The sequence below is a fragment of the Bradyrhizobium sp. WD16 genome, from assembly GCF_024181725.1.
GTDB lineage: Bacteria > Pseudomonadota > Alphaproteobacteria > Rhizobiales > Xanthobacteraceae > Bradyrhizobium_A.
This window is the reverse complement of the sequence record NZ_CP028908.1, coordinates 1186710-1206285: the sequence shown is the minus strand read 5'-3', so window position 1 is coordinate 1206285 and position 19576 is coordinate 1186710. Positions and strand designations below refer to the sequence as shown.

Here is a 19576-nt window from a genome sequence, read left to right as displayed (position 1 = left end):
AATGATCGCCACAGCCCAGGGAGAGACCATGGGTCCGTTTCCGCACGACGCGCCAGCCGCGGTGATTTCCGAATCCAATCCCATGGGCGCCGACGGCTTTGAATTCGTCGAGTTCGCACATCCTGAGCCTGCACAGCTCCATGCGCTGTTCAAGCTGATGGGCTTTGTCGCGGTGGCGAGACATCGCTGCAAGGCGATCACGCTTTATCGGCAGGGCGACGTCAATTATCTCGTCAATGCCGAGCCGGGCAGCCATGCCGGGCGGTTCGTCGCCGAGCATGGTCCGTGCGCGCCGTCGATGGCGTTCCGCGTGGCCGACGCGCAGAAGGCCTATGAGCGGGCCATCAAGCTCGGCGCCGAGCCGGCGGAGGCGAGCGCGGCCCAGAAGGCGCTGGACGTGCCGGCGATCAAGGGGATCGGCGGCAGCCTGTTGTATTTCGTCGATCGTTACGGCGCCAAGGGGTCACCTTACGCGGCTGAATTCGAATGGCTCGGCGCGGCGGATCCGCGGCCCGAGGGCGCCGGGCTCTATTACATCGATCACCTCACCCATAACGTCCATCGCGGCCGCATGGATGTGTGGACCGATTTCTATGCGAAGCTGTTCAACTTCCGCCAGATCCGCTTCTTCGATATCGAGGGCCGCGCCTCGGGCCTGTTCTCCCGGGCGCTGACCAGTCCTGACGGCAAGATCCGGATTCCGATCAACGAGGACGCCGGCGATTCCGGCCAGATCGAGGAATATCTCAGCCTTTATCGCGGCGAAGGTATCCAGCACATCGCCTGCGGCGTGGGCGACATCTATGGCACCATTGAGCGGCTGCGTGCTGAGGGCCTGTCCTTCATGCCCTCGCCGCCCGACACCTATTTCGAACGCATCGACGCCCGGCTGCCCGGCCATGGCGAGGATCTCGCACGGCTGCAAAAGAACGGCATCCTGATCGACGGCGAAGGCGTGGTCGACGGCGGCCATACCAGGGTGCTGCTGCAGATTTTCTCGGCCAACGCCATCGGCCCGATCTTCTTCGAGTTCATCCAGCGTAAGGGTGACGAGGGCTTCGGCGAAGGCAATTTCAAGGCGCTGTTCGAATCGATCGAAGAGGACCAGATCCGCCGCGGCGTTCTTCACGTCGACGGTCGCAGCGCGGCGTGAGGCGATGGGCCGTCGGCCGCTGTCTCTGCCCTTGTCGCTCACCGCTTTCGAAACACCACGGTCAGGTTGTTGGCCGGCATTTCGGCGACACGGGTGAGGGAAAGGCCATGGGTGGCGGCGAGCGCGGCGACGTCCTCCAGGCGGCGAAGGCCCCAGGCCGGGTGGCGCGCCTTTAGGCTCGCATCGAATTCCTCGTTGCTCGCTGCGGTGGCGACGCCATCACGTCGGTAGGGGCCATATAGGCAGAGCGGCGCGCCCTGCGGCAGGATGCGTGCGGCGCCCCGCATCAGCCCCTGCGTCGAAGTCCACGGCGAGATGTGGATCATGTTGATGCAGATGATGGCGTCGGCAGCTGTGATCGGCCAGCTCTCGGCCGCGGCATCGAGCGTCAGCGGCGGGCGCACGTTGGCGAGGCCGAGGTCGGCCGTCCACGCCGCGACGCTGGCGCGGGCCCCTGCATCCATGTCCGAGGGTTGAAAGGTGAGGGCCGGCAGGTTGGCGGCAAAATGCGTGACGTGTTCGCCGGTGCCGCTTGCGATTTCCAGCACGAGCCCCCGCGCGGGAAGTTCCTCGCGCAGGACGTCGAGGATCGGGCCACGGTTGCGCAGGGCGGCCGGCGCCGAACGGCGGGCATCGGTCATGGTCGGAGCTCCGGAGCGTTTCGGCCAAGTAGGAGCGCAAGTATAACCGCTTCCGCCGCCATGGTGAGGTGCGTCTTCGAGGCTCGGATCCCCCAGGTCGGGCGGCGCACACCGCGGGATGACGCATAAGTCGGATGCACAAGGGTCGGCGCCAGGCGCCGGCCCTTGCCGCATGGGGCTCCGGGGTGGTGCGGTTCACCCGGCCGCCGTCACCGCGCGCTGTGCCATCACCTTGACGAGGTTGGCGCGATAATCGGCCGAGCCGTGGATGTCGCCCATCAGCCCGCCGGGCGAGACGGTGATGGAATCGAGCGCCGTCGCCGACCAGTTGGCCTTGAGCGCGGCCTCCATGTCGGGCAGGCGCGTCACACCGCTTTGCGAGGCGCCGGTGACCGCGACGCGGACATCGCCCGATCTGGTCTTGGCGACCAAGACGCCGGTGAGGGCGAAGCGCGACGCCGGGTGGCGGAACTTGGCATAGGCCGCCTTGGCCGGGATCGGGAAGGCGATCGCCGTGATCAGCTCGCCTTCGTCCAGCGCCGTGGTGAACAACCCCTGGAAGAAGTCGTCCGCCGCGATCGTCCGCTTGTTGGTCCTGATCGTCGCGCCGAGCCCCAGCACCGCCGCGGGGTAGTCCGCGGCAGGATCATTGTTGGCGAGCGAGCCCCCGATCGTGCCGCGATGGCGCACCGCCGGATCGCCGATCATGGACGCGAGGTCGGCCAGCGCCGGGATCGCCTTGCGCACGTCCGCGCTCTGCGCCACGTCGTAATGGGTGGTCGCTGCCCGGATGGTGAGCGTGTCCGCCGAGACCTCGATGCCGACGAGATCCTTGATCCTGGCGATATCGATGACGTCCGAAGGCGCGGCGAGGCGCTGCTTCATGACGGGGAGCAGGGTGTGGCCGCCGGCAAGATAGCGGGCCTCCGATCCCTTGGCGAACAGGCCGGCGGCTTCGTCGATGCTTCCCGCGCGGTGATAGGTCGTCTGATACATGGCGCGTGCTCCCTTACTCTGCGGCTTGCTGCTGATGCGCGGCGTGCCAGACCCGGTCTGGGGTCGCCGGCATTTCCAGGCGGTTGTTGCCGATTGCGTCGGTGATGGCGTTGATCACCGCCGCGGAGGAGCCGATGGCGCCGGCCTCGCCGCAGCCCTTGATGCCGAGCGGGTTGCCCGGGCACAGCGTTGTGGTGTGCGACAGCTTGAAGGACGGCAGATCGTCGGCGCGCGGCATGGTGTAGTCCATGAACGACGCGGTCATGAGCTGGCCGTTCTTGTCGTAGACCGTGCCTTCGAGCAGCGCCTGGCCGATGCCCTGGGCGAGGCCGCCGTGAACCTGGCCCTCGACGATCATCGGGTTGATCAGGCGGCCGAAGTCGTCGGCGGCGACGAAGTTGACGAACGTCGTTCGGCCGGTCGCAGGATCGACCTCGAGTTCGCAGATATAGGCGCCGGCCGGGAAGGTGAAGTTGGTGGGATCGTAGAAGGCGCTCTCCTTCAATCCCGGCTCCATGCCGTCCGGCAGGTTGTGGGCAGTGTAGGCCGCGAGCGCCACCATCGGCAGCGCCAGCGCCTTGTCGGTGCCGGCGACCTTGAACTGGCCGCCCTCGATGACGATGTCGCCCTCGGACGCCTCGAGCTGATGGGCGGCGATCTTCTTGGCCTTGGCCTCGACCTTTTCCATGGCCTTGACGATGGCAGAAAGCCCGACCGCGCCGGAGCGCGAGCCGTAGGTCCCCATGCCGAACTGCACCTTGTCGGTGTCGCCGTGGACGATCGACACCTGGTCGATGCCGATGCCGAGGCGGTCGGCCACCACCTGGGCGAAGGTGGTCTCGTGCCCCTGGCCGTGGCTGTGCGAGCCGGTCAGGATCTCGATGGTGCCGACCGGGTTGACGCGCACCTCGGCGGATTCCCACAGGCCGACGCCGGCGCCGAGACTGCCTACCGCCTTGGACGGAGCGATGCCGCAGGCCTCGATGTAGCAGGAGATGCCGATGCCGCGCAGCTTGCCTGCCTGGCGCGCCTTCTCCTTGCGCGCGGGGAAGCCGGCGTAGTCGATCGCCCGCATCGCCGCGTCGAGCGAGGCGTTAAAGTCGCCGGTGTCATAGGCCATGATCACTGGCGTCTGGTAGGGGAACTGGGTGATGAAGTTCTTGCGCCGCAGCTCGGCGGGGTCGACCTTGAGCTGGCGCGCCGCCGTTTCCATCATCCGTTCGAGCAGGAAGCTCGCCTCCGGCCGACCGGCGCCGCGATAGGCGTCCACCGGGGTGGTGTTGGTGTAGACCGTGATCACCTCGGCATAGATGCTCGGGATGACATACTGGCCTGACAGCAGCGTCGCATAGAGATAAGTCGGCACCGAGGACGAGAACAGCGACATATAGGCGCCGAGATTGGCGTGGGTCGTCACCCGCAGGCCGGTGATCCTGTTATCCTTGTCGAAGGCCATTTCCGCATGGCTGACGTGGTCGCGGCCATGGGCGTCAGTGAGGAAAGATTCGGTGCGGTCAGCGGTCCATTTCACCGGCCTGCCGACTTTCTTGGACGCCCACAGCGCCACCATCTCCTCGGGATAGATGTAGATCTTCGAGCCGAAGCCGCCGCCGACGTCGGGTGCGATCACCCGCAGCTTGTGCTCCGGTGCGATGTTGTAGAAGGCCGAGAGCACGAGACGCGCCACATGCGGATTCTGCGACGTGGTGTAGAGGGTGTAGTGGTCCTCCGCCGCGTCGTAATCGGCGACCGCCGCCCGGGGCTCCATGGCGTTCGGCACCAGGCGGTTGTTGATCAGGTCCATGCCGACGATATTCGCCGCCGACTTGAACGCTGCCTCGGTCGCCGCCTGATCGCCGATCTGCCAGTCATAGATGATGTTGCCGGGGGCCTCCGGGTGAAGCTGCGGCGCGCCCGGGGCGATCGCCGACTTGACGTCGACCACCGCAGGCAGTTCCTCGTAGGTGACCTGCACCGCCTCGGCGCCGTCCTTGGCCTGGTTGCGGGTCTCGGCGATCACCACCGCCACCGCCTGACCGCCAAAGCGCACGGTCTCCGGGGCCATGGCGGGCCAGGCACCCATCTTCATGGGTGAGCCGTCCTTCGAATGGATCATCCAGCCGCAGATCAGATTGCCGATCTTGTCGTCGACCAGCTCGCGGCCGGTCAGCACCGCGACCACGCCGGGCATCTTCAGTGCCTCGGAGGTGTCGACGCCCTTGACCTTGGCATGGGCATGGGGACTGCGGACGAAGGCCGCATAGGTCATGCCGTGAAGGCGGATGTCGTCGACATAACGGCCTTTGCCGGTGATGAAGCGCCTGTCTTCCTTGCGCACGACGCTGGCGCCGATTCCGTCAACTCCCATGGTGCTCTCCCTGTCGGCGGGCGTCCGGCCGATGCTGGCCGCGCCTCGCACTTGATTCGGTGAATGGCTGGTCGGTGTCGCGACCTGCCTCGCGATGCAGGCTCGGCAACGGCAGCGGCCTATTCGGCCGCGGCAGCCACCTTCATCCGCGTTGCGGCGTCGAGAATGGATTTGACGATGTTGTGGTAGCCGGTGCAGCGGCAGATATTGCCTTCGAGCTCCTGGCGCACCGTCTCTTCGTCGAGATTGCCGCCGTGACGGTTGACGATGTCGACCGCGGTCATGATCATGCCGGGCGTGCAGAAGCCGCATTGCAGGCCGTGATTGTCACGGAACGCCGCCTGCATCGGGTGCAGTTCGTCGCCGCGGGACAGGCCCTCGATGGTGGTGATGTTGGCGCCGCTGGCCTGGGCGGCCAGCACAGTGCAGGACTTGACCGAGCGGCCGTCGATATGGACGACGCAGGCCCCGCACTGGCTGGTATCGCAGCCGACATGGGTGCCGGTCAGTCCGAGATGGTCGCGCAGAAGATGCACCAGAAGCGTGCGGTCCTCGACCTCGGCGCTCACTGCCTTGCCGTTGACGGTCAGTTTGACTTGAGACACGCCGATCCTCCCTCAGTATTCGTTTTGAATTGGTCCAATTAAGGCCCGCCGCCAGCGACTTGGCAACCAGGATTTTGCCGAGGGTGGTCACAGCGGCGTCACGCGGGCGGCGCGGGCCATGACCTGCGGCCACAATGCGGCGTGGCGGCCAGGCATGGCGAGATATGACGCCGCCGCAGGCCGCCGCGCGGCCGCCGCACTTGCCGGGCCGGGATGACGATGCAACATGACCGCCTTCGCTGAAAGGTGCGGCAAAATCGGGCGAACTTCGGCTCGGGGCACTCGTCATCATCCGGGAGGCTTTGTCAGCGTGATCAATAAACAAGTCGATGACATCAGGGAGGCGGTGGCCGGCATCCGCGACGGCGCAGTGGTGCTGGTGCCCGGTTTCGGCGCGGTGGGAATAGCCGATCACCTGCTCGAAGCGCTGTGCGACCAGGGCGCGCGCGACCTCACCATCGTCGCCAACAACGCCGGCAATGACGAGCATGGCCTGGCGCGGCTGATCAATCTCGGCCGGGTGCGCAAGGTGATCTGCTCCTATCCCCGCTCCGGCGACTACAAGGCCTTTCTCAATGCGTACCGGGCCAGGACGCTGGAGCTTGAGCTCGTGCCGCAGGGCACCATCAGCGAGCGCATGCGCTGCGCTGCGGCAGGATTGGGAGGCTTCTTCTCGCCGGTCTCGGCCGGGACGAAGCTTGCCGAGGGCAAGGAAACCCGGATGATCGACGGCCGGCTGCACGTCTTCGAAACGCCGCTGCGCGGCGACGTCGCGCTGGTCAAGGCGGCCCGGGCCGATCGCTGGGGCAACCTCGTCTATCGAAAGTCGGCGCGCAACTTCAATCCGGTCTGCGCCATGGCCGCCGATGTCACCATCGTCGAGACCGAAGCGATGGTCGAGCTCGGCAGCCTCGATCCGGAAGCGATCGTGACGCCGGGAATCTTCGTCGACCGGCTCGTCGAGGTCGGGCCGCTGCCGCCCCGCAACCATCCCATGTATGCCAAACTCGCCGGAGCCGCCGCATGATCCCGCTGACCCGTCACCAGATCGCCTGGCGTGCCGCCCAGGACCTGCAGGAGGGCGCCTATGTCAATCTCGGCATCGGCATTCCGACCCTGACGGCGAGCTATGTCCCTTCCGATCGCGAGGTGATCTTCCATAGCGAGAATGGCGTGCTCGGCCTCGGCCCCAAGCCCCGCCCCGGCGAGGAGGACGAATACCTGATCGATGCCGGCAAGAATCTCACGACCCTGGTCACCGGCGGCTGTTATGTGCACCACGCCGATGCCTTTCTTATGATCCGCGGCGGCCATCTCGACGTCAGCCTGCTCGGCGCGTTCGAGGTGTCGGTTTCGGGCGATCTCGCCAACTGGACCACGGAGGATCCGAGCTTCCCGCCGGGTGTCGGCGGCGCCATGGATCTCGCGGTCGGGGCCCGCGAGATCCGGGTCCTGATGGAGCACACCAGCAAGAAGGGCGGGCCGCGCATCCTCAACCGCTGTTCGCTGCCGCTGACCGCACCGGGGGTGGTCAAGCGCATCTACACCAATCTTGCGGTGATCGATGTCACCGCCGCGGGGCTCATGGTCCGCGAGATGGTGCCGGGTCTCGATCTGGCGCGGCTGCAGACCCTGACAGAGCCGCCGTTGCGGCTGGCGCCGGACTGCCTCGAACTGATCGCGCCCGCTCTCAGTCCGGCGCCGTCGCCGGCGGAAGCGGTCGCCTGATTTGGGGGCCGTTGCCGCCGCGAGCCGGTTCTGCTGCACTGCGGCGCGTTCGCCCCTACCAAGCCACCGTCGGGGAACTGTAATTTACACCCTTTTTATTGTTTCCCCCTACGCTCCACCGTGGGTTGACCGGCCTTGCGCCGGGGTCTGTCGTTCGGCCTGGCATGGCCGTTCGCGAGGGGGTGGGGGTCTTGCAGATGGGCTTGTTCACGGGCGCCAAGGGTCAAACGCCGAAGGCAAGGAAGCCGAGGCTATGGGAGAATATCCGCTTTCGCACCAAGATCCTGATCGGCTTCGTCGTGGTGCTCGGCCTGTCGGCCATCAGCATGGGCGTGGCCTATTTCGGTTTCGAACGGATTTCGGCTGGGGTTGCCTCCTATCACGACATCATCACCGAGAGCGAGGCGGCACGCGACATCGATCGTGAACTCGCCGCCTACCAGACGCTGGTGCGCTATTACGCGCTGACCGGCTTTGCCAGCGACGAGACCGCGGCCCGCGGCGCCGAGGAAGCGCTCGGCAAGGCGATCAAGCATGCCGAAAGCGTCACCACCGGTGCCAACCGGCAGAAGATCGCCGAGCTGTCCGCGAAGTTCGCCGAGTTCACCCGCCAGTTCGCGCAGGTGGTCGAGATCAAATCCGACAACGCCAACATCGCCTCCAATCAGCTGCTGCGGCTCGGCAACTTCTTCCGTTATCGCCTCGAGGATCTCGGCGACAGCGCCGCGCTGGCCGGCCAGACCGCGTTCCAATCGAGCGTGAAGGAGATGGCGATGCAGTCGGCAGCAGTCAGCGCCAGCGTCGGCAACTTCATCATCCGGCCGGACCAGGCGGTCGCCAACAGCGCCAGCGCGCGCATTCATCTGCTCAAGAACAGCTTTTCCTCACTGACCTCGAGCGACGAGAAGCTCACCGCCAAGATCAAGGAGATCACCGACCAGCTCGCCGTCTACCAGGGCGCCTTCGCCAAATTCGTGCAGAACGCCGCCAAGGTCGACGAACTGACGGCAAAGATGGCCGGCGCTGCCGAGGCGATCACCAAGCAGGCCAGCGCCATCAAGGAGACCCTGCTGGAGCAGCAGCAGCAGGTGTCGAACCAGGCCATGGCCGTCGCCCGCGACACCCGGAACTTCGTCACGCTGCTCGGTGTGGGCGGGCTCGCCTTCGGCGCCATCCTCGCCTTCGTGCTCGGCCAGGGCATTTCGCGCCCGATGGTCGGCATGTGCAAGGCCATGCGCGAACTGGCCGGCGGCAATTTCGACGTGGTACTGCCGGGACTCGGACGCAAGGACGAGATCGGCCTGATGGCCGGTGCCGTCGAGGAGTTCAAGCTGCAGGCGATTACCAAGGCGGAGCATGACGCCTCGGAGCGGGAATCGCACAACCGCGCCGCCAATGACGCCCGCCGCGCCGAGCTTCACAAATTCGCCGACAGCTTCGAAGCCGCGGTGGGCGGCATCGTCGCCAATGTATCCTCCTCGGCGGGACAGCTCGAGAGCGCCGCGTCGACCTTGACCCGTACCGTCGAGACCACCCAGGAGTTGTCCGGCCGTGTCGCCGGTGCTTCGGAGGCGGCCTCCTCCAATGTCCAGTCGGTGGCCTCGGCCACCGAGGAGCTCTCGGCCTCGGTCAATGAGATCGGCCGTCAGGCCCAGGAATCGAGCCGTATCGCCGCTGCCGCGGTGGCGCAGGCGCAGGCCACCGATGCGCGCATCGGCAAGCTGTCACGGGCCGCGCAGCAGATCGGCGACGTCGTCAAGCTGATCACCGCCATTGCCGAGCAGACCAATCTCCTGGCGCTCAACGCCACCATCGAAGCGGCCCGTGCCGGCGAGGCGGGCCGCGGCTTCGCCGTGGTCGCCACCGAGGTCAAGTCGCTGGCCAGCCAGACGGCAAAAGCGACCGACGAGATCTCCTCGCATATCTCCGGCATGCAGGAGGCAACCCAGGAATCGGTCGCCGCCATCAAGGAGATCAGCGAGACCATCGACCAGATCTCGCGCATCGCCGCCACCATCGCCAGCGCGGTGGAGCAGCAGAGCTCGGCGACCCAGGAGATCGCCCGCAACGTGCAGAACGTCGCCCAGGGCACCCAGGAAGTCGCCGGCAGCATCACCGAGGTCAACCGTGGCGCCAGCGAGACCGGTTCGGCGTCCGGCGAGGTGTTCAACTCCGCGCAGACGCTGTCGGTCGAGAGCACGCGGCTGCGTCAGGAACTCGACCGCTTCATGGCCAATATCAGGGCCGCCTAGTGTCCTGTCTCCGAATTACCGCTTCATTTGTCTCAGCCTCGCACGGTAATTCGGAGACATCGGGACACTAGCAAAATCAAAAAGCTAGTGTGGCTTATGTCTCGCAATTGCCTACGAGAGACTGGCCGCAAAGGCGGTAGGCAATTGCGAGACGCCACACTAGTGCGGTGGATCTGACGCTTGTTTCAGCATTGCAGCGGGCTCTTCATACGAGCGTCAGATCCAAGACCGCACTAGGATCATGATCATTGCTAGTGTCCCATTGTTTCCAACGTTCGTGTGAGCGCCTGCTGCAAGGAATACGAACGTTGGAAACGGGACACTAGGGCGGCTCGCACCGGCGCACTCGCTTGGCAGACGGAACTCGCCGGCTGCACCGGCGTTGATCCTGCCGCAACGCGGACTGACCAGCATCCACCCATTGCCCCCGGGGCTCGCTCCGGGGGTTGACGTTTGGCACGGCCGCGGAACGCCAGACGAAAGGTGCGGACATGGCCGTGGATGTCGATGGGTTGGCCATCGTGCGCGTCGCAACGCCGGCGCGGATCGTGGAGACCGACATCCCGGCGCGGCTCGATCGACTGACCTGGAGCCGGTTTCATACCCTGGTCGTCATCGCGCTCGGCATCACCTGGATCCTCGATGGGCTTGAGGTGACGCTGGCGGGCGCCGTGTCCGGGGCGCTGAAAGCGAGCCCGGTTCTGCACCTCAGCAATCTCGATGTCGGCATCGCCTCCAGCTTCTATCTCGCCGGCGCGGTGCTCGGCGCCATCGGCTTTGGCTGGCTGACCGACCGCATCGGCCGCCGCAAGCTGTTCTTCGTGACGCTGGCGCTTTACCTCCTCGCCACCGCGGCGACCGCCTTCTCCTGGAATATGACGAGCTTCGTCCTGTTCCGATTCCTCACCGGCGCCGGTATCGGCGGCGAATACACCGCGATCAACTCCACGATCCAGGAACTCGTTCCGGCGCGCTACCGCGGCTGGACCGACCTCGTCATCAACGGCAGCTTCTGGATCGGCGCGGCGATCGGCGCCGCGGCGGCGATCGTACTGCTCGATCCGGCGGTGATCGATCCCGAATTGGGCTGGCGGTTCGCCTTCTTCATCGGGGCGTCGCTTGGTCTCGTCATCTTCGTGATGCGGCTGTGGATTCCGGAGAGCCCGCGCTGGCTGATGATCCATGGCCGCCCGGAACAAGCACGCGTCATCGTCGCCGACATCGAGGCGGGATCCGCCCAGCCGATCGCGGCCGAGCAGGCCGCGCGATTGCCACGCATCCGCCTCACCATGCGACGCGCGACGCCGCTCGCCGAGGTCGGCCTGACGCTGCTCAGGACCTATCGCCAGCGCGCGCTGGTCGGCCTGACGCTGATGGCGGCCCAGGCCTTCTTCTACAACGCCATCTTCTTCACCTATGCCCTGGTGCTGACCGATTTCTTCGGTATCGCCGCCGACCAGGTCGGCTGGTACATCCTGCCCTTTGCCGCCGGGAATTTCCTCGGGCCGCTGCTGCTCGGCCGCCTGTTCGACACGCTCGGCCGGCGAATGATGATCACGTTCACCTATGGCGTGTCCGGAATCCTGCTCGCGGTGTCCGGCTATCTGTTCGCGATCGGCGCGCTCGGCGCAACCGGCCAGACCGTCGCCTGGACGATCATCTTCTTCTTCGCCTCGCCGGCGGCGAGCGCGGCCTATCTGACCGTCAGCGAGAATTTTCCGCTGGAGGTGCGGGCCTTTGCCATCGCGCTGTTCTATGCCATCGGCACGACGCTGGGTGGTGTCGCCGGTCCCGCGCTGTTCGGCGCCTTGATCGATTCAGGCTCGCGCACCAGTCTGTTCGCCGGCTATCTTTTCGGCGCGGCCCTGATGGTCGCCGCCGCGTTGATCGCGTGGCGCTTCTCCATCGCCGCCGAGCGTCGTACGTTGGAAGATGTGGCGCGGCCATTGGCTGCGACACCGGATTGAGTGGTTCGCGAACGGAGTAGATCGAGAATGGATGACGTACGAGGCGCCGCGCTGTCGACCTCGCAATTGTTGCCGTGGGACGCCGCGCCGGTGATGAGCACGCTGATTCCGCCGCTGGCCGACTGCGCGCTGCTGCTCGACATCGACGGTACGCTGCTCGAGCTTGCGCCGACGCCCAGCGAGGTCGTGGTGCCCGATGACTTGCCGGAGACGATGCAGGGCCTGTTGGCCCGCACGGGCGGCGCGATGGCGCTGGTGAGCGGGCGTGCGATCGACGATATCGACCGGATTTTCGCGCCGGCGCAGTATCCGGCCGTCGGCGGCCACGGCGCAGAGATGCGGCTCGCGGCAGGCGACGATCGCCTGCCGTCGCCGGTGCCGCCGATCGACGCTCATCTCAAGCGCCGCATCGCCAGGATCGCCGATCTCAGCCCCGGCATTCTGCTCGAGGACAAGGGCTATTCGCTGGCGCTTCATTTCCGGCTGGCGCCGGATGCCGAGCATGCGATCTTCGCTGCGGTGGCGCAGCTCCGCGCCGACCTGCCCGACGCGCCGATCGAGGTGCTGCCTGGAAAGGCGGTGTGCGAGATCAAGCCGGCAGGATTCAACAAGGCGAGCGGCGTGCGGGCGCTGATGGCGCAGTCGCCGTTTCGTGGGCGTACCCCAGTATTCTTGGGTGACGATGTCACGGACGAAACTGTGTTCGACATCATGCCGGATCTGCGCGGCTTTGCTTTTTCGGTCGGACGCCCTGCCCGTGGAGTCGCGGGGCATTTCGAGGGCCCGGCTCACGTGCGCAACTGGCTGCAGCAATTGGCGACGGGTGCCAGCTGAGGCTCGCGCGGCTGCGCGCTCGTCGTCAGACGCGACAGCGTCAAATCACGACGCAATCGCGCTCCAACTTTTCATGCCGCGTGATCTTATCGGAAAGCCGGTGCGCATTTTCGCGCAGGTACGGCCGGAGTTTTTCTCAATCATTCACCGGTTCCTGTTGCCGCAGCGTCGCCACATCGACGCCTGACTTTCACTGGCTTTGTGAATTTTACTTTGTAGAAGCCGCGCGCCCGATCGCCGGGGGAGTGAATTTCGCACGTGATATCAATTCGTCACGGCGATGCACCGGAGGAAACACCGTGCCGCTCAGGAACCATATTGATGAATGGCGGTTTATCTGGCGAACAAATCCGGAGAGCGGCCTGTGAATCTGGTGGTGGTGTCGAACCGCGTCGCGCGCATCAAACCGAACGAACCGATGACTGGTGGGCTCGCAGCTGCGCTGCTTCCTGTCGTGGAGAAGTCGGGCGCCATCTGGGTCGGTTCGAGCGGCCGCGTTCGCGACGGCGCGCAGAAGGAACCGTTTCCGCGTATTGAGGCGCTCGGTAACGGTGCACTGGCCATGGTCGATCTGCCGGCGGATTGCTACGGCGGCTACTACGAAGGTTTCGCCAACTCGGCACTGTGGCCGGCGCTGCATTCGCGGCCCGACCTGATCCGCGTCGCCGCCGAGGATTATTCCTCGTATCGTTCGGTGAATGCCTTCATGGCGCGGGCGCTGTTGCGCTTCCGCAAGCCGGACAGCGCCTTCTGGATCCAGGATTACCACTTCCTCGCGCTCGGCGCCGAGCTGCGCGAGCTCGGCGTGCGCGAGCCGATCGGTTTCTTTCTGCATACGCCGTGGCCGGAACGTGGGGTCGTGCTGGGAGTGCCCAACCACCGCGACCTGATCGGCGCCATGCTGGCCTACGATCTCATCGGCTTTCAGACCGAGGAGGATTGCGACAACTTCATCGCCTATCTCGAGACCGAGATGCGTCTGCCGGTGCAGAACGGTGTGGTGGTCTCGCGCTACGGCGCGTCGCGCCTCGCGGTCTTCCCGATCGGGATCGACGTCGAGGGGTTCACCCAGCATGCCGCCCGCGCCGCGGCCCATCCCGACGTGACGCGCCTGCGCCAGAGCCTGCATGGCGCCAAGCTCGCCATCGGCGTCGACCGCATCGACTACTCCAAGGGTCTCGTCAACCGCATTGATGCCTTCGACCATCTCTTCACCCGCCGGCCCGAGCTCAAGCGGTGCATTTCGCTGCTGCAGATCGCGACGCCATCACGCGGCACCATCGAGGCCTATGGCAGGTTGCAGAACCAGCTGGCGCGGATGGTCACCGACGTCAACGGCCGCCATGGCGAGGTCGATTGGACGCCGATCCGCTATCTCAGCAAGGGCTTCAGTCAGACCATGCTCGCCGGCTTCTATCGCGTCGCCCAGGTCGGCGTCGTCACGCCGCTGCACGACGGCATGAATCTGGTCGCCAAGGAATATGTTGCCGCACAGAATCCGTCTGACCCTGGCGTGCTGGTGCTGTCCAAATTCGCCGGCGCTGCCAACGAGCTCGATGCCGCGCTGCTGGTCAACCCGCACGATATCGACGCCGTCGCACGCGCGATCGCTACCGCGGTCGCCATGCCGCTGCCGGAGCGGTCGCTGCGCTGGAACGCCATGATGAAGAAACTGCGCGGCGGCACGATCCAGAAATGGTCGACCGATTTCGTTGCCGCGCTGGAGGAGGCGCACAGCGCCCGCAACCAGCGCGTCGACTACCACATCCCCGCCGTCCGGCCGCTCTATTCGATGGGCGCCGGCAGGATGCCGTAACCGACCGGATTGATTCGCACCGCGCAGGGCGCACAGCACCTGTTCGAGGCGTCGCGATCTTCCGGCGGCACCATCCCGCATTCCTGAGCGACGAACACGTGACCATTGTGGTCGGGCCGTTGCCGGGCCCGTTCAGCGCTTGCGGATGCGGAAGCTCAGCACCTCGCCGGAGCGGTCGGCGGTTTCCAGGATATCGCCGGTCTCCTGCACCAGGGCCGGGATGTCGACGGCCGCCAGCGGATCGGTGCACTCGACGATGACGACCGCGCCGCGGCGAACCCGGCCGAGGGCCTTGCGGGTGCGCAGGACCGGCAGGGGGCACTTCAGCCCCTGGAGGGCGAGCACGATCTCGGGCGCGGCGGAGGAGGGCATCGTTGACCGGCGGCGGATGACGGGGCTCGGCGGAGCGGAAGTTGGCGGAGCGGACTGGCTGCAGGTGTCGCCGGGATAGCCGGCAAAATCAAGCTCGCGGCGGCTCCTCGTCGGGCGGACGAAAATTAATCTTGTTTATCATGGGGTTGTGGAAATATCGGGCCGGGTTGCCGTGGTCTCTTGCAAAACCCGCCAGACCCCGCCTAGACAGGGCGCACGGAGAGGTGGCCGAGTGGTTGAAGGCGCACGCCTGGAAAGTGTGTATACGGGAAACCGTATCGCGGGTTCGAATCCCGCTCTCTCCGCCATTTCAGTCCCCAAGCGGGCACCGCGTTTACGCCAGAGCCTGCCACCAGCGCCTGAAGCAGCCGGGACTTCGATCCCATAATCTTGACCTCGCCGGTATCGACCTCGACCCGCTGCGCGAGGGCGCGCGGATAGTCGCGGCGATAGCCACCACCTTCAAGGCGGATACGCTGGCGCGCGGCGCGGGCGAACTTGCTGAGCATCTCCGGCGTAACCGCCCGGCTCCCTGAGTTCTGAAGCATTGCCTGCGCTCGCTCGGCGTCAGCCTTCGCCTGATCGCAGATGGCCTTGAGGCCGTCGATCCTGTCCTTGAGCGCCGGGTCGTCCAGATCGGCGACGCCCGCCTCGATGGCGGCGTCGAGGCGCTTAAGGCGCGCTTCGGAGCCGCCGCACGCCTGTTCAGTTCGACAATGTGCTGGCGCTGGCGCTCGGATCGCTCCTGCCTTCGGTCGAGGACGGCCGGGGCATCTCCGCAGTATCGCGCGGGCGCCGGACGGGCAGAATAGCCCATGTTTTCGCCGCGCCAGAATTCACCTTGGTCGCGGGGCTTCCCATCATTCCTCTTTCCGGTCCGTTCTCGGCGACACCGCCAGGCCGACGAACACCATCACGGCCTGGTTGAGCCGGACCACGTCCTCGTCGTCCAGCCGCCCGATCCTCTCGCCGACCTTGGACTTCGGGACGGTGGTGATCTTGTCCACCATCCGCCGGGAGGGAGAGCGCAGCCGTCGCGCTCGTTCGGCTCTACCAGCAGCCGGAACAGGGGCGCTTCGGTCGGATTGGTGGTGAAGGCGCAGATCATGATCGAGTCGGTCGCATCGAAGGAGTCGTCCTGCACGATGACGACAGGGCGCGGCTTGCGCGCATCGTCCTTGCCGCCGGAGACGGTCCGGATCTCCCCCCGTCTCATTCATCATCCCGGTCGGAGACCGCGTCGATGAACGCCTGATCCTCGGCCGCATGGACGCTCGCCGCCACCGCCAGCGATTGCCTGTGCGCCTCCGCCCGGAAGGACGAGGCGCGCACGTCAGGCACCCAGATCTGGATCGGCCGCAGGCCCTGGGCGCGCAGTCGGGCGCGGTGTTCCTAAACCTTCACCTTGGTGGGCTTGACGCCTCTCGCCGATGTCATGACTCGGTCCTTCGGACAGGTTACATGTAACCTGTCGTGAAACCACTCGGCAAGGGAGCGATTCAGTTCTGGGACGAGGGCGAGACAGAAGGCCATGCCACGGCAGCGATCGGCGCGGGAGACACCATGATTGTTCATGGGGGCGGGCCGGCGTTCTTCTGCTTGATTCACGTCAAACCCGGAACGTGTGACCGTGCCAATGAATTCCTCCCTTGTCACACCGGAGGCGATCATGGCCAGCAGCATGCATGTCTATCTCAACTGGGCCAAGGAGCGGATCGACGAGATGGACGCCCTGCTGGCGTCGCTGGAAAGCAGGGCGAATGAGGTCAAGGCCGAGTCCCGCGCCGCTGCCGATCAGCTCATGGCCGATCTGCGCAAGAAGCGCGCCGAGTTCGACGAAACCCTGAAGCAGCAGACCCAGGCGGGCGAAGCCGCGTGGGAGCGCGGTAAGACCCAGCTCGAAGCCGAGTGGAACGGCTTTCAGACCGAGGTCAAACGTTATGTCGACGTCGTCGGCCAGCAGCTCAAGCAGCAGCAGGCGACTTTTCAGGACGTCGCGGCCGCCCAGCTGAAGGCTTGGCGCGAGGCGGCCGACAAGTTCAATGCCGCCGCGGCGGATTTCGCGGCCGACCGCCGGGCCGATCTCGACACCACCGTTGCGCAGATGAAGGCCGAGGCATCCGAGGCGGAGGCCAATTTCCAGAAGCTGAAGCAGGCGGGGACCGAATCCTGGGCGGCGCTCAACGCCGCTCTGACGGAATCCCGTGCGGCCTTCGATCGCGCCAATCAGGCGGCGTGGGATGCGCTCAAGCGCACCCGTCCGGGCGCCTGAGGACGAGGCGCGCTGCGTCCGGCCGTGATCTCCGCGGCTTGATCGGCGCCCTCGCGCAGGATAGCTGTGCCGTCTCGCCGCCCGTGCCGGCGGCGACGGGTGTTCGGCCGAGCGGCGCGAGACTGCGGCGGGCTTGCGTCCGGTACGGCCACAGGGACTTCGTCTTGAGTGATCCGTCGACTTCGCCCCACGCCCCAGACGCGGTGCTTCCCGCCGGTCTGATGGAGGTGGAGACCTTGCCGGCACTGCTGCATTGGCGCGTGGTGCAGACGCCGCGTGCGGAAGCCTATCGGCGCTTCGATCCGGCTGCCGGACGGTGGACGCGGTTTTCCTGGCAGGGGTTCGACGAACATTGCGAGCCGTGGCGAAATGCCCTCGCTGCGGAAGGCTTCGAGAGAGGCGCACGGATCGCGATCCTGATGCCCAACGGCATCGAGCACATCGCCATGGACCAGGCCGCGCTGTCGCGCGGTCACGTTCCGGTGCCGCTGCATGCGGTCGATAATCCCGACAGCGTCGTCTACATCCTGCGCGACTGCGGCGCATCGCTGCTGCTGGTCGATTCCGTCGAGCGGTGGCAGTCTATTCTGGCGGCGGGTGATCCCGGCGATCAGCTCAAGCGGGTGGTCTGCGCCACCAACGGCGTTGCGGATCTCGCCGGGAACGACCGCCGCATCGTGGCGCTCGACAGCTGGCTGCAGTCCGGAGCCGGCGCAAGGCCGAGAGAGGTCGCGGTTCGACCCGATGATCTCGCAGCGATCGTCTACACCTCCGGCACCACCGGCAGGCCGAAGGGCGTGATGCTTTCCCACGACAACATTCTCTCCGACGTCAAGGCCTGCGCCCGGCGCATGCTGACCGGCGAGCATGACGTTCTGCTCTCTTTCCTGCCGCTGTCGCACACCTTCGAGCGGACCGTCGGATATTACGGCGCCATCGCTGCCGGCGGCTGCGTCGCCTATGCGCGATCGGTTCGCCTGCTTCCCGAGGATCTGAAGGAGGTGCGGCCGACGGTGCTGGTATCCGTGCCGCGAATCTACGAGCGGGTCTACGCCAAGGTGATGGAGCATCGGGCGAGGGCGGGGCGCCTCGATCGCACGCTGCTGGACCTGACGCTGTCGGTCGGAAGCCGCCGCTTTGAGGCGCGGCAGCAGCGAACGCGCGTATCGATGTTCGACCGTCTCGCCTGGCCGCTGCTGAAAGCGCTGGTCGCCGACAAGGTGCTGGGCGAGTTCGGCGGACGGCTGCGTCTTGCCGTCAGCGGCGGTGCGCCGATCGCCGAACCGGTGATCCGCCTGTTCCTCGCGCTGGGGCTCGACCTGCTGCAGGGCTACGGCATGACCGAAACCTCGCCGGTGGTCTGTGTCAATCTTCCGGACGACAACGATCCGCGATCGGTCGGTCGGGCGCTGGAGGGCGTTGAGGTGAAACTCAGCGACGATCAGGAACTCCTGATCTGGGGGGCCACGGTGATGATGGGTTACTGGGGCAAGCCCGAGGAGACGCTGCGGGTGAAAGGAGGCGATGGCTGGCTGCACAGTGGCGATCAGGCGCGCTTCGAGAATGGCCGGATCTTCATTACCGGAAGGATCAAGGACATTCTGGTGACGTCGACCGGCGAAAAGATCGGGCCGGTCGATCTCGAGACCGCGATCCTTGCCGATCCGCTGTTCGAGCAGGCCATGGTCGTCGGCGACGACCGCCCGTTTCTCGCGGTGCTGGCCGTGCTCAATCCGCGCGCCTGGGAAACGGAACGAAGCCGGCTGGCCGCCGCCGTGATGGCCGGCGATCCATCCGCCGCGCAGTCGGCTTTTCTGATCGAGCGGATCGCCGGCGCCGTGAAGATGTACCCCGCCTACGCGACGCCCCGCGCGGTGTGGTGGTCGACCGAGCCGTGGACCATCGAAGCGGGATTGCTGACGCCAACCCTGAAGAACAAGCGGGGGGCTCTGGAGCGTCGCTTCGCCGATGAGATCGCGGCCCTCTACGCCAAGCGGCCGCAAGGGGCAGTGACGGCTGCGGGATCGGCGGCGCAAGCGCAGGGCTGAGCCTCGGCTCTGGCTCGCCCCCCCCCCCCCCTCGGCGTTCGCCAGCCGCCAGTACTCTATTGCATATCAGTTATGCAATTGGCTGGCATAACAATACTAAACCGTATAGTTTATGTATTTTCTGCAAGCTGGCTGCCGTGCCATTCGGCGCTGTGCCTTGCGCATCGTGACGGATCTGGGATGGGACAGATGAGATATGAATCTGACGGCGACCGGGCCTCCGACAACGAAATCGGTCCGGGGGACCGGGTGCGAATGAGCCCGCAGGGGCTCGCGCGGCATCCCAAATACGGTGACCGGCAGGGGGTGGTGGTGGCGCGCGGCGCGCTGCCGAGCAGCCTGCGCGTGAAGTTCGACGAACGAAAGTCCATCCAGGCCCTGCATCGGAATTATCTGGAGAAAATCGATGTGCCGGCGCGATCGGCAACGCGGCCGGAGCGCCCGGTCTTTGCCAGATCAGCCCTGTCGCCGTCGCGGCCGGAGGGAGCGGACAGGTGAAGGATCGATGATGCCAACTGCGTCTG

The 19576-nt window shown here is 66.0% G+C and carries 18 protein-coding genes, 1 tRNA gene and 1 pseudogene; 11 read left to right on the top strand and 9 right to left on the bottom strand.

Features of this window, described 5'->3' with window-relative positions; all coding sequences use genetic code 11:
• Window positions 1-28 precede the first annotated feature (28 nt).
• Window positions 29-1153: a 4-hydroxyphenylpyruvate dioxygenase gene (gene hppD / locus DB459_RS05625; RefSeq protein WP_253711937.1), complete on the top strand. Its 1125-nt coding sequence runs from the start codon at window positions 29-31 to the stop codon at window positions 1151-1153.
• A gap of 38 nt (window positions 1154-1191) precedes the next feature.
• On the opposite strand, the gene DB459_RS05620 is transcribed toward hppD, so the two are convergent.
• The 5 genes from DB459_RS05620 to DB459_RS05600 all read right to left on the bottom strand — a co-directional run bounded on the left by DB459_RS05620 (window position 1192) and on the right by DB459_RS05600 (window position 5991).
• On the bottom strand, window positions 1192-1794 hold the full coding sequence (locus tag DB459_RS05620) for a DUF938 domain-containing protein (protein WP_253711936.1): 603 nt from the start codon (window positions 1792-1794) through the stop codon (window positions 1192-1194).
• A 195-nt stretch (window positions 1795-1989) separates the two neighbouring features.
• The gene (locus tag DB459_RS05615; RefSeq protein WP_253711935.1) at window positions 1990-2790 is read right to left on the bottom strand and encodes a xanthine dehydrogenase family protein subunit M; all 801 of its coding nucleotides are present in this window, start codon (window positions 2788-2790) and stop codon (window positions 1990-1992) included.
• Window positions 2791-2803: 13 nt separating this feature from the next.
• Window positions 2804-5158 carry a xanthine dehydrogenase family protein molybdopterin-binding subunit gene (locus DB459_RS05610; RefSeq protein ID WP_253711934.1) on the bottom strand — a complete coding sequence of 785 codons (2355 nt, stop codon included), beginning with the start codon at window positions 5156-5158 and terminating at the stop codon, window positions 2804-2806.
• A gap of 119 nt (window positions 5159-5277) precedes the next feature.
• Window positions 5278-5763 (bottom strand): (2Fe-2S)-binding protein, encoded by a 486-nt coding sequence (locus tag DB459_RS05605; RefSeq protein ID WP_253711933.1) that lies wholly within the window; start codon window positions 5761-5763, stop codon window positions 5278-5280.
• A gap of 87 nt (window positions 5764-5850) precedes the next feature.
• Window positions 5851-5991 carry a hypothetical protein gene (locus DB459_RS05600; protein WP_253711932.1) on the bottom strand — a complete coding sequence of 47 codons (141 nt, stop codon included), beginning with the start codon at window positions 5989-5991 and terminating at the stop codon, window positions 5851-5853.
• An 85-nt stretch (window positions 5992-6076) separates the two neighbouring features.
• Between DB459_RS05600 and DB459_RS05595 the strand changes: the two genes are divergently transcribed.
• The 6 genes from DB459_RS05595 to DB459_RS05570 all read left to right on the top strand — a co-directional run bounded on the left by DB459_RS05595 (window position 6077) and on the right by DB459_RS05570 (window position 14360).
• Window positions 6077-6790, top strand: a complete 714-nt coding sequence (locus DB459_RS05595; RefSeq protein WP_371926958.1) for a 3-oxoacid CoA-transferase subunit A — start codon at window positions 6077-6079, stop codon at window positions 6788-6790.
• Window positions 6787-7491 carry a 3-oxoacid CoA-transferase subunit B gene (locus DB459_RS05590; protein ID WP_253711930.1) on the top strand — a complete coding sequence of 235 codons (705 nt, stop codon included), beginning with the start codon at window positions 6787-6789 and terminating at the stop codon, window positions 7489-7491. Before DB459_RS05595 ends, DB459_RS05590 begins: the two co-directional genes overlap by 4 nt.
• A gap of 197 nt (window positions 7492-7688) precedes the next feature.
• Window positions 7689-9743: a methyl-accepting chemotaxis protein gene (locus tag DB459_RS05585; RefSeq protein ID WP_253711929.1), complete on the top strand. Its 2055-nt coding sequence runs from the start codon at window positions 7689-7691 to the stop codon at window positions 9741-9743.
• 491 nt (window positions 9744-10234) lie between these two features.
• Window positions 10235-11710: an MFS transporter gene (locus tag DB459_RS05580; RefSeq protein WP_253711928.1), complete on the top strand. Its 1476-nt coding sequence runs from the start codon at window positions 10235-10237 to the stop codon at window positions 11708-11710.
• Window positions 11711-11737: 27 nt separating this feature from the next.
• A complete protein-coding gene (otsB, locus tag DB459_RS05575; RefSeq protein WP_371926957.1) occupies window positions 11738-12544 on the top strand; it encodes a trehalose-phosphatase in 807 nt (268 codons plus the stop codon).
• Between the two features lie 364 nt (window positions 12545-12908).
• Complete coding sequence (locus DB459_RS05570) at window positions 12909-14360, top strand: trehalose-6-phosphate synthase (RefSeq protein ID WP_253713434.1); 1452 nt, start codon at window positions 12909-12911, stop codon at window positions 14358-14360.
• A gap of 132 nt (window positions 14361-14492) precedes the next feature.
• Here the strand turns inward: DB459_RS05570 and DB459_RS05565 are convergent, their stop codons facing one another.
• Window positions 14493-14732, bottom strand: a complete 240-nt coding sequence (locus tag DB459_RS05565) for a sulfurtransferase TusA family protein (protein ID WP_253711927.1) — start codon at window positions 14730-14732, stop codon at window positions 14493-14495.
• A gap of 218 nt (window positions 14733-14950) precedes the next feature.
• Here DB459_RS05565 and DB459_RS05560 point away from each other — a divergent pair.
• Window positions 14951-15040: transfer RNA gene (locus DB459_RS05560), tRNA-Ser, on the top strand.
• A 645-nt stretch (window positions 15041-15685) separates the two neighbouring features.
• On the opposite strand, the pseudogene DB459_RS05555 reads toward DB459_RS05560, so the two are convergent.
• From DB459_RS05555 to DB459_RS05545, 3 genes and pseudogenes are all read right to left on the bottom strand, one after another.
• Window positions 15686-15948 (bottom strand): annotated as a pseudogene (locus DB459_RS05555) (type II toxin-antitoxin system PemK/MazF family toxin); the annotation flags it as partial.
• Window positions 15945-16109, bottom strand: coding sequence for an antitoxin MazE family protein (locus tag DB459_RS05550; RefSeq protein WP_253713433.1), 165 nt, complete (start codon window positions 16107-16109; stop codon window positions 15945-15947). The gene DB459_RS05550 and the pseudogene DB459_RS05555, both read right to left, overlap by 4 nt.
• 15 nt (window positions 16110-16124) lie before the next feature.
• Entirely contained in the window at window positions 16125-16415 is a 291-nt protein-coding gene (locus DB459_RS05545) for a hypothetical protein (RefSeq protein ID WP_253711926.1), read from the bottom strand.
• Between DB459_RS05545 and DB459_RS05540 the strand changes: the two genes are divergently transcribed.
• The 3 genes from DB459_RS05540 (at window position 16402) to DB459_RS05530 (ending at window position 19550) form a co-directional block, all read left to right on the top strand.
• Window positions 16402-17004 carry a hypothetical protein gene (locus DB459_RS05540; protein WP_253711925.1) on the top strand — a complete coding sequence of 201 codons (603 nt, stop codon included), beginning with the start codon at window positions 16402-16404 and terminating at the stop codon, window positions 17002-17004. The two genes, DB459_RS05545 and DB459_RS05540, sit on opposite strands and share 14 nt — an antisense overlap.
• Window positions 17005-17225: 221 nt before the next feature.
• Window positions 17226-19052 carry a long-chain fatty acid--CoA ligase gene (locus DB459_RS05535; RefSeq protein WP_253713432.1) on the top strand — a complete coding sequence of 609 codons (1827 nt, stop codon included), beginning with the start codon at window positions 17226-17228 and terminating at the stop codon, window positions 19050-19052.
• Window positions 19053-19241: 189 nt separating this feature from the next.
• Window positions 19242-19550 (top strand): hypothetical protein, encoded by a 309-nt coding sequence (locus DB459_RS05530; protein WP_253711924.1) that lies wholly within the window; start codon window positions 19242-19244, stop codon window positions 19548-19550.
• The last annotated feature ends 26 nt before the right edge of the window (window positions 19551-19576 follow it).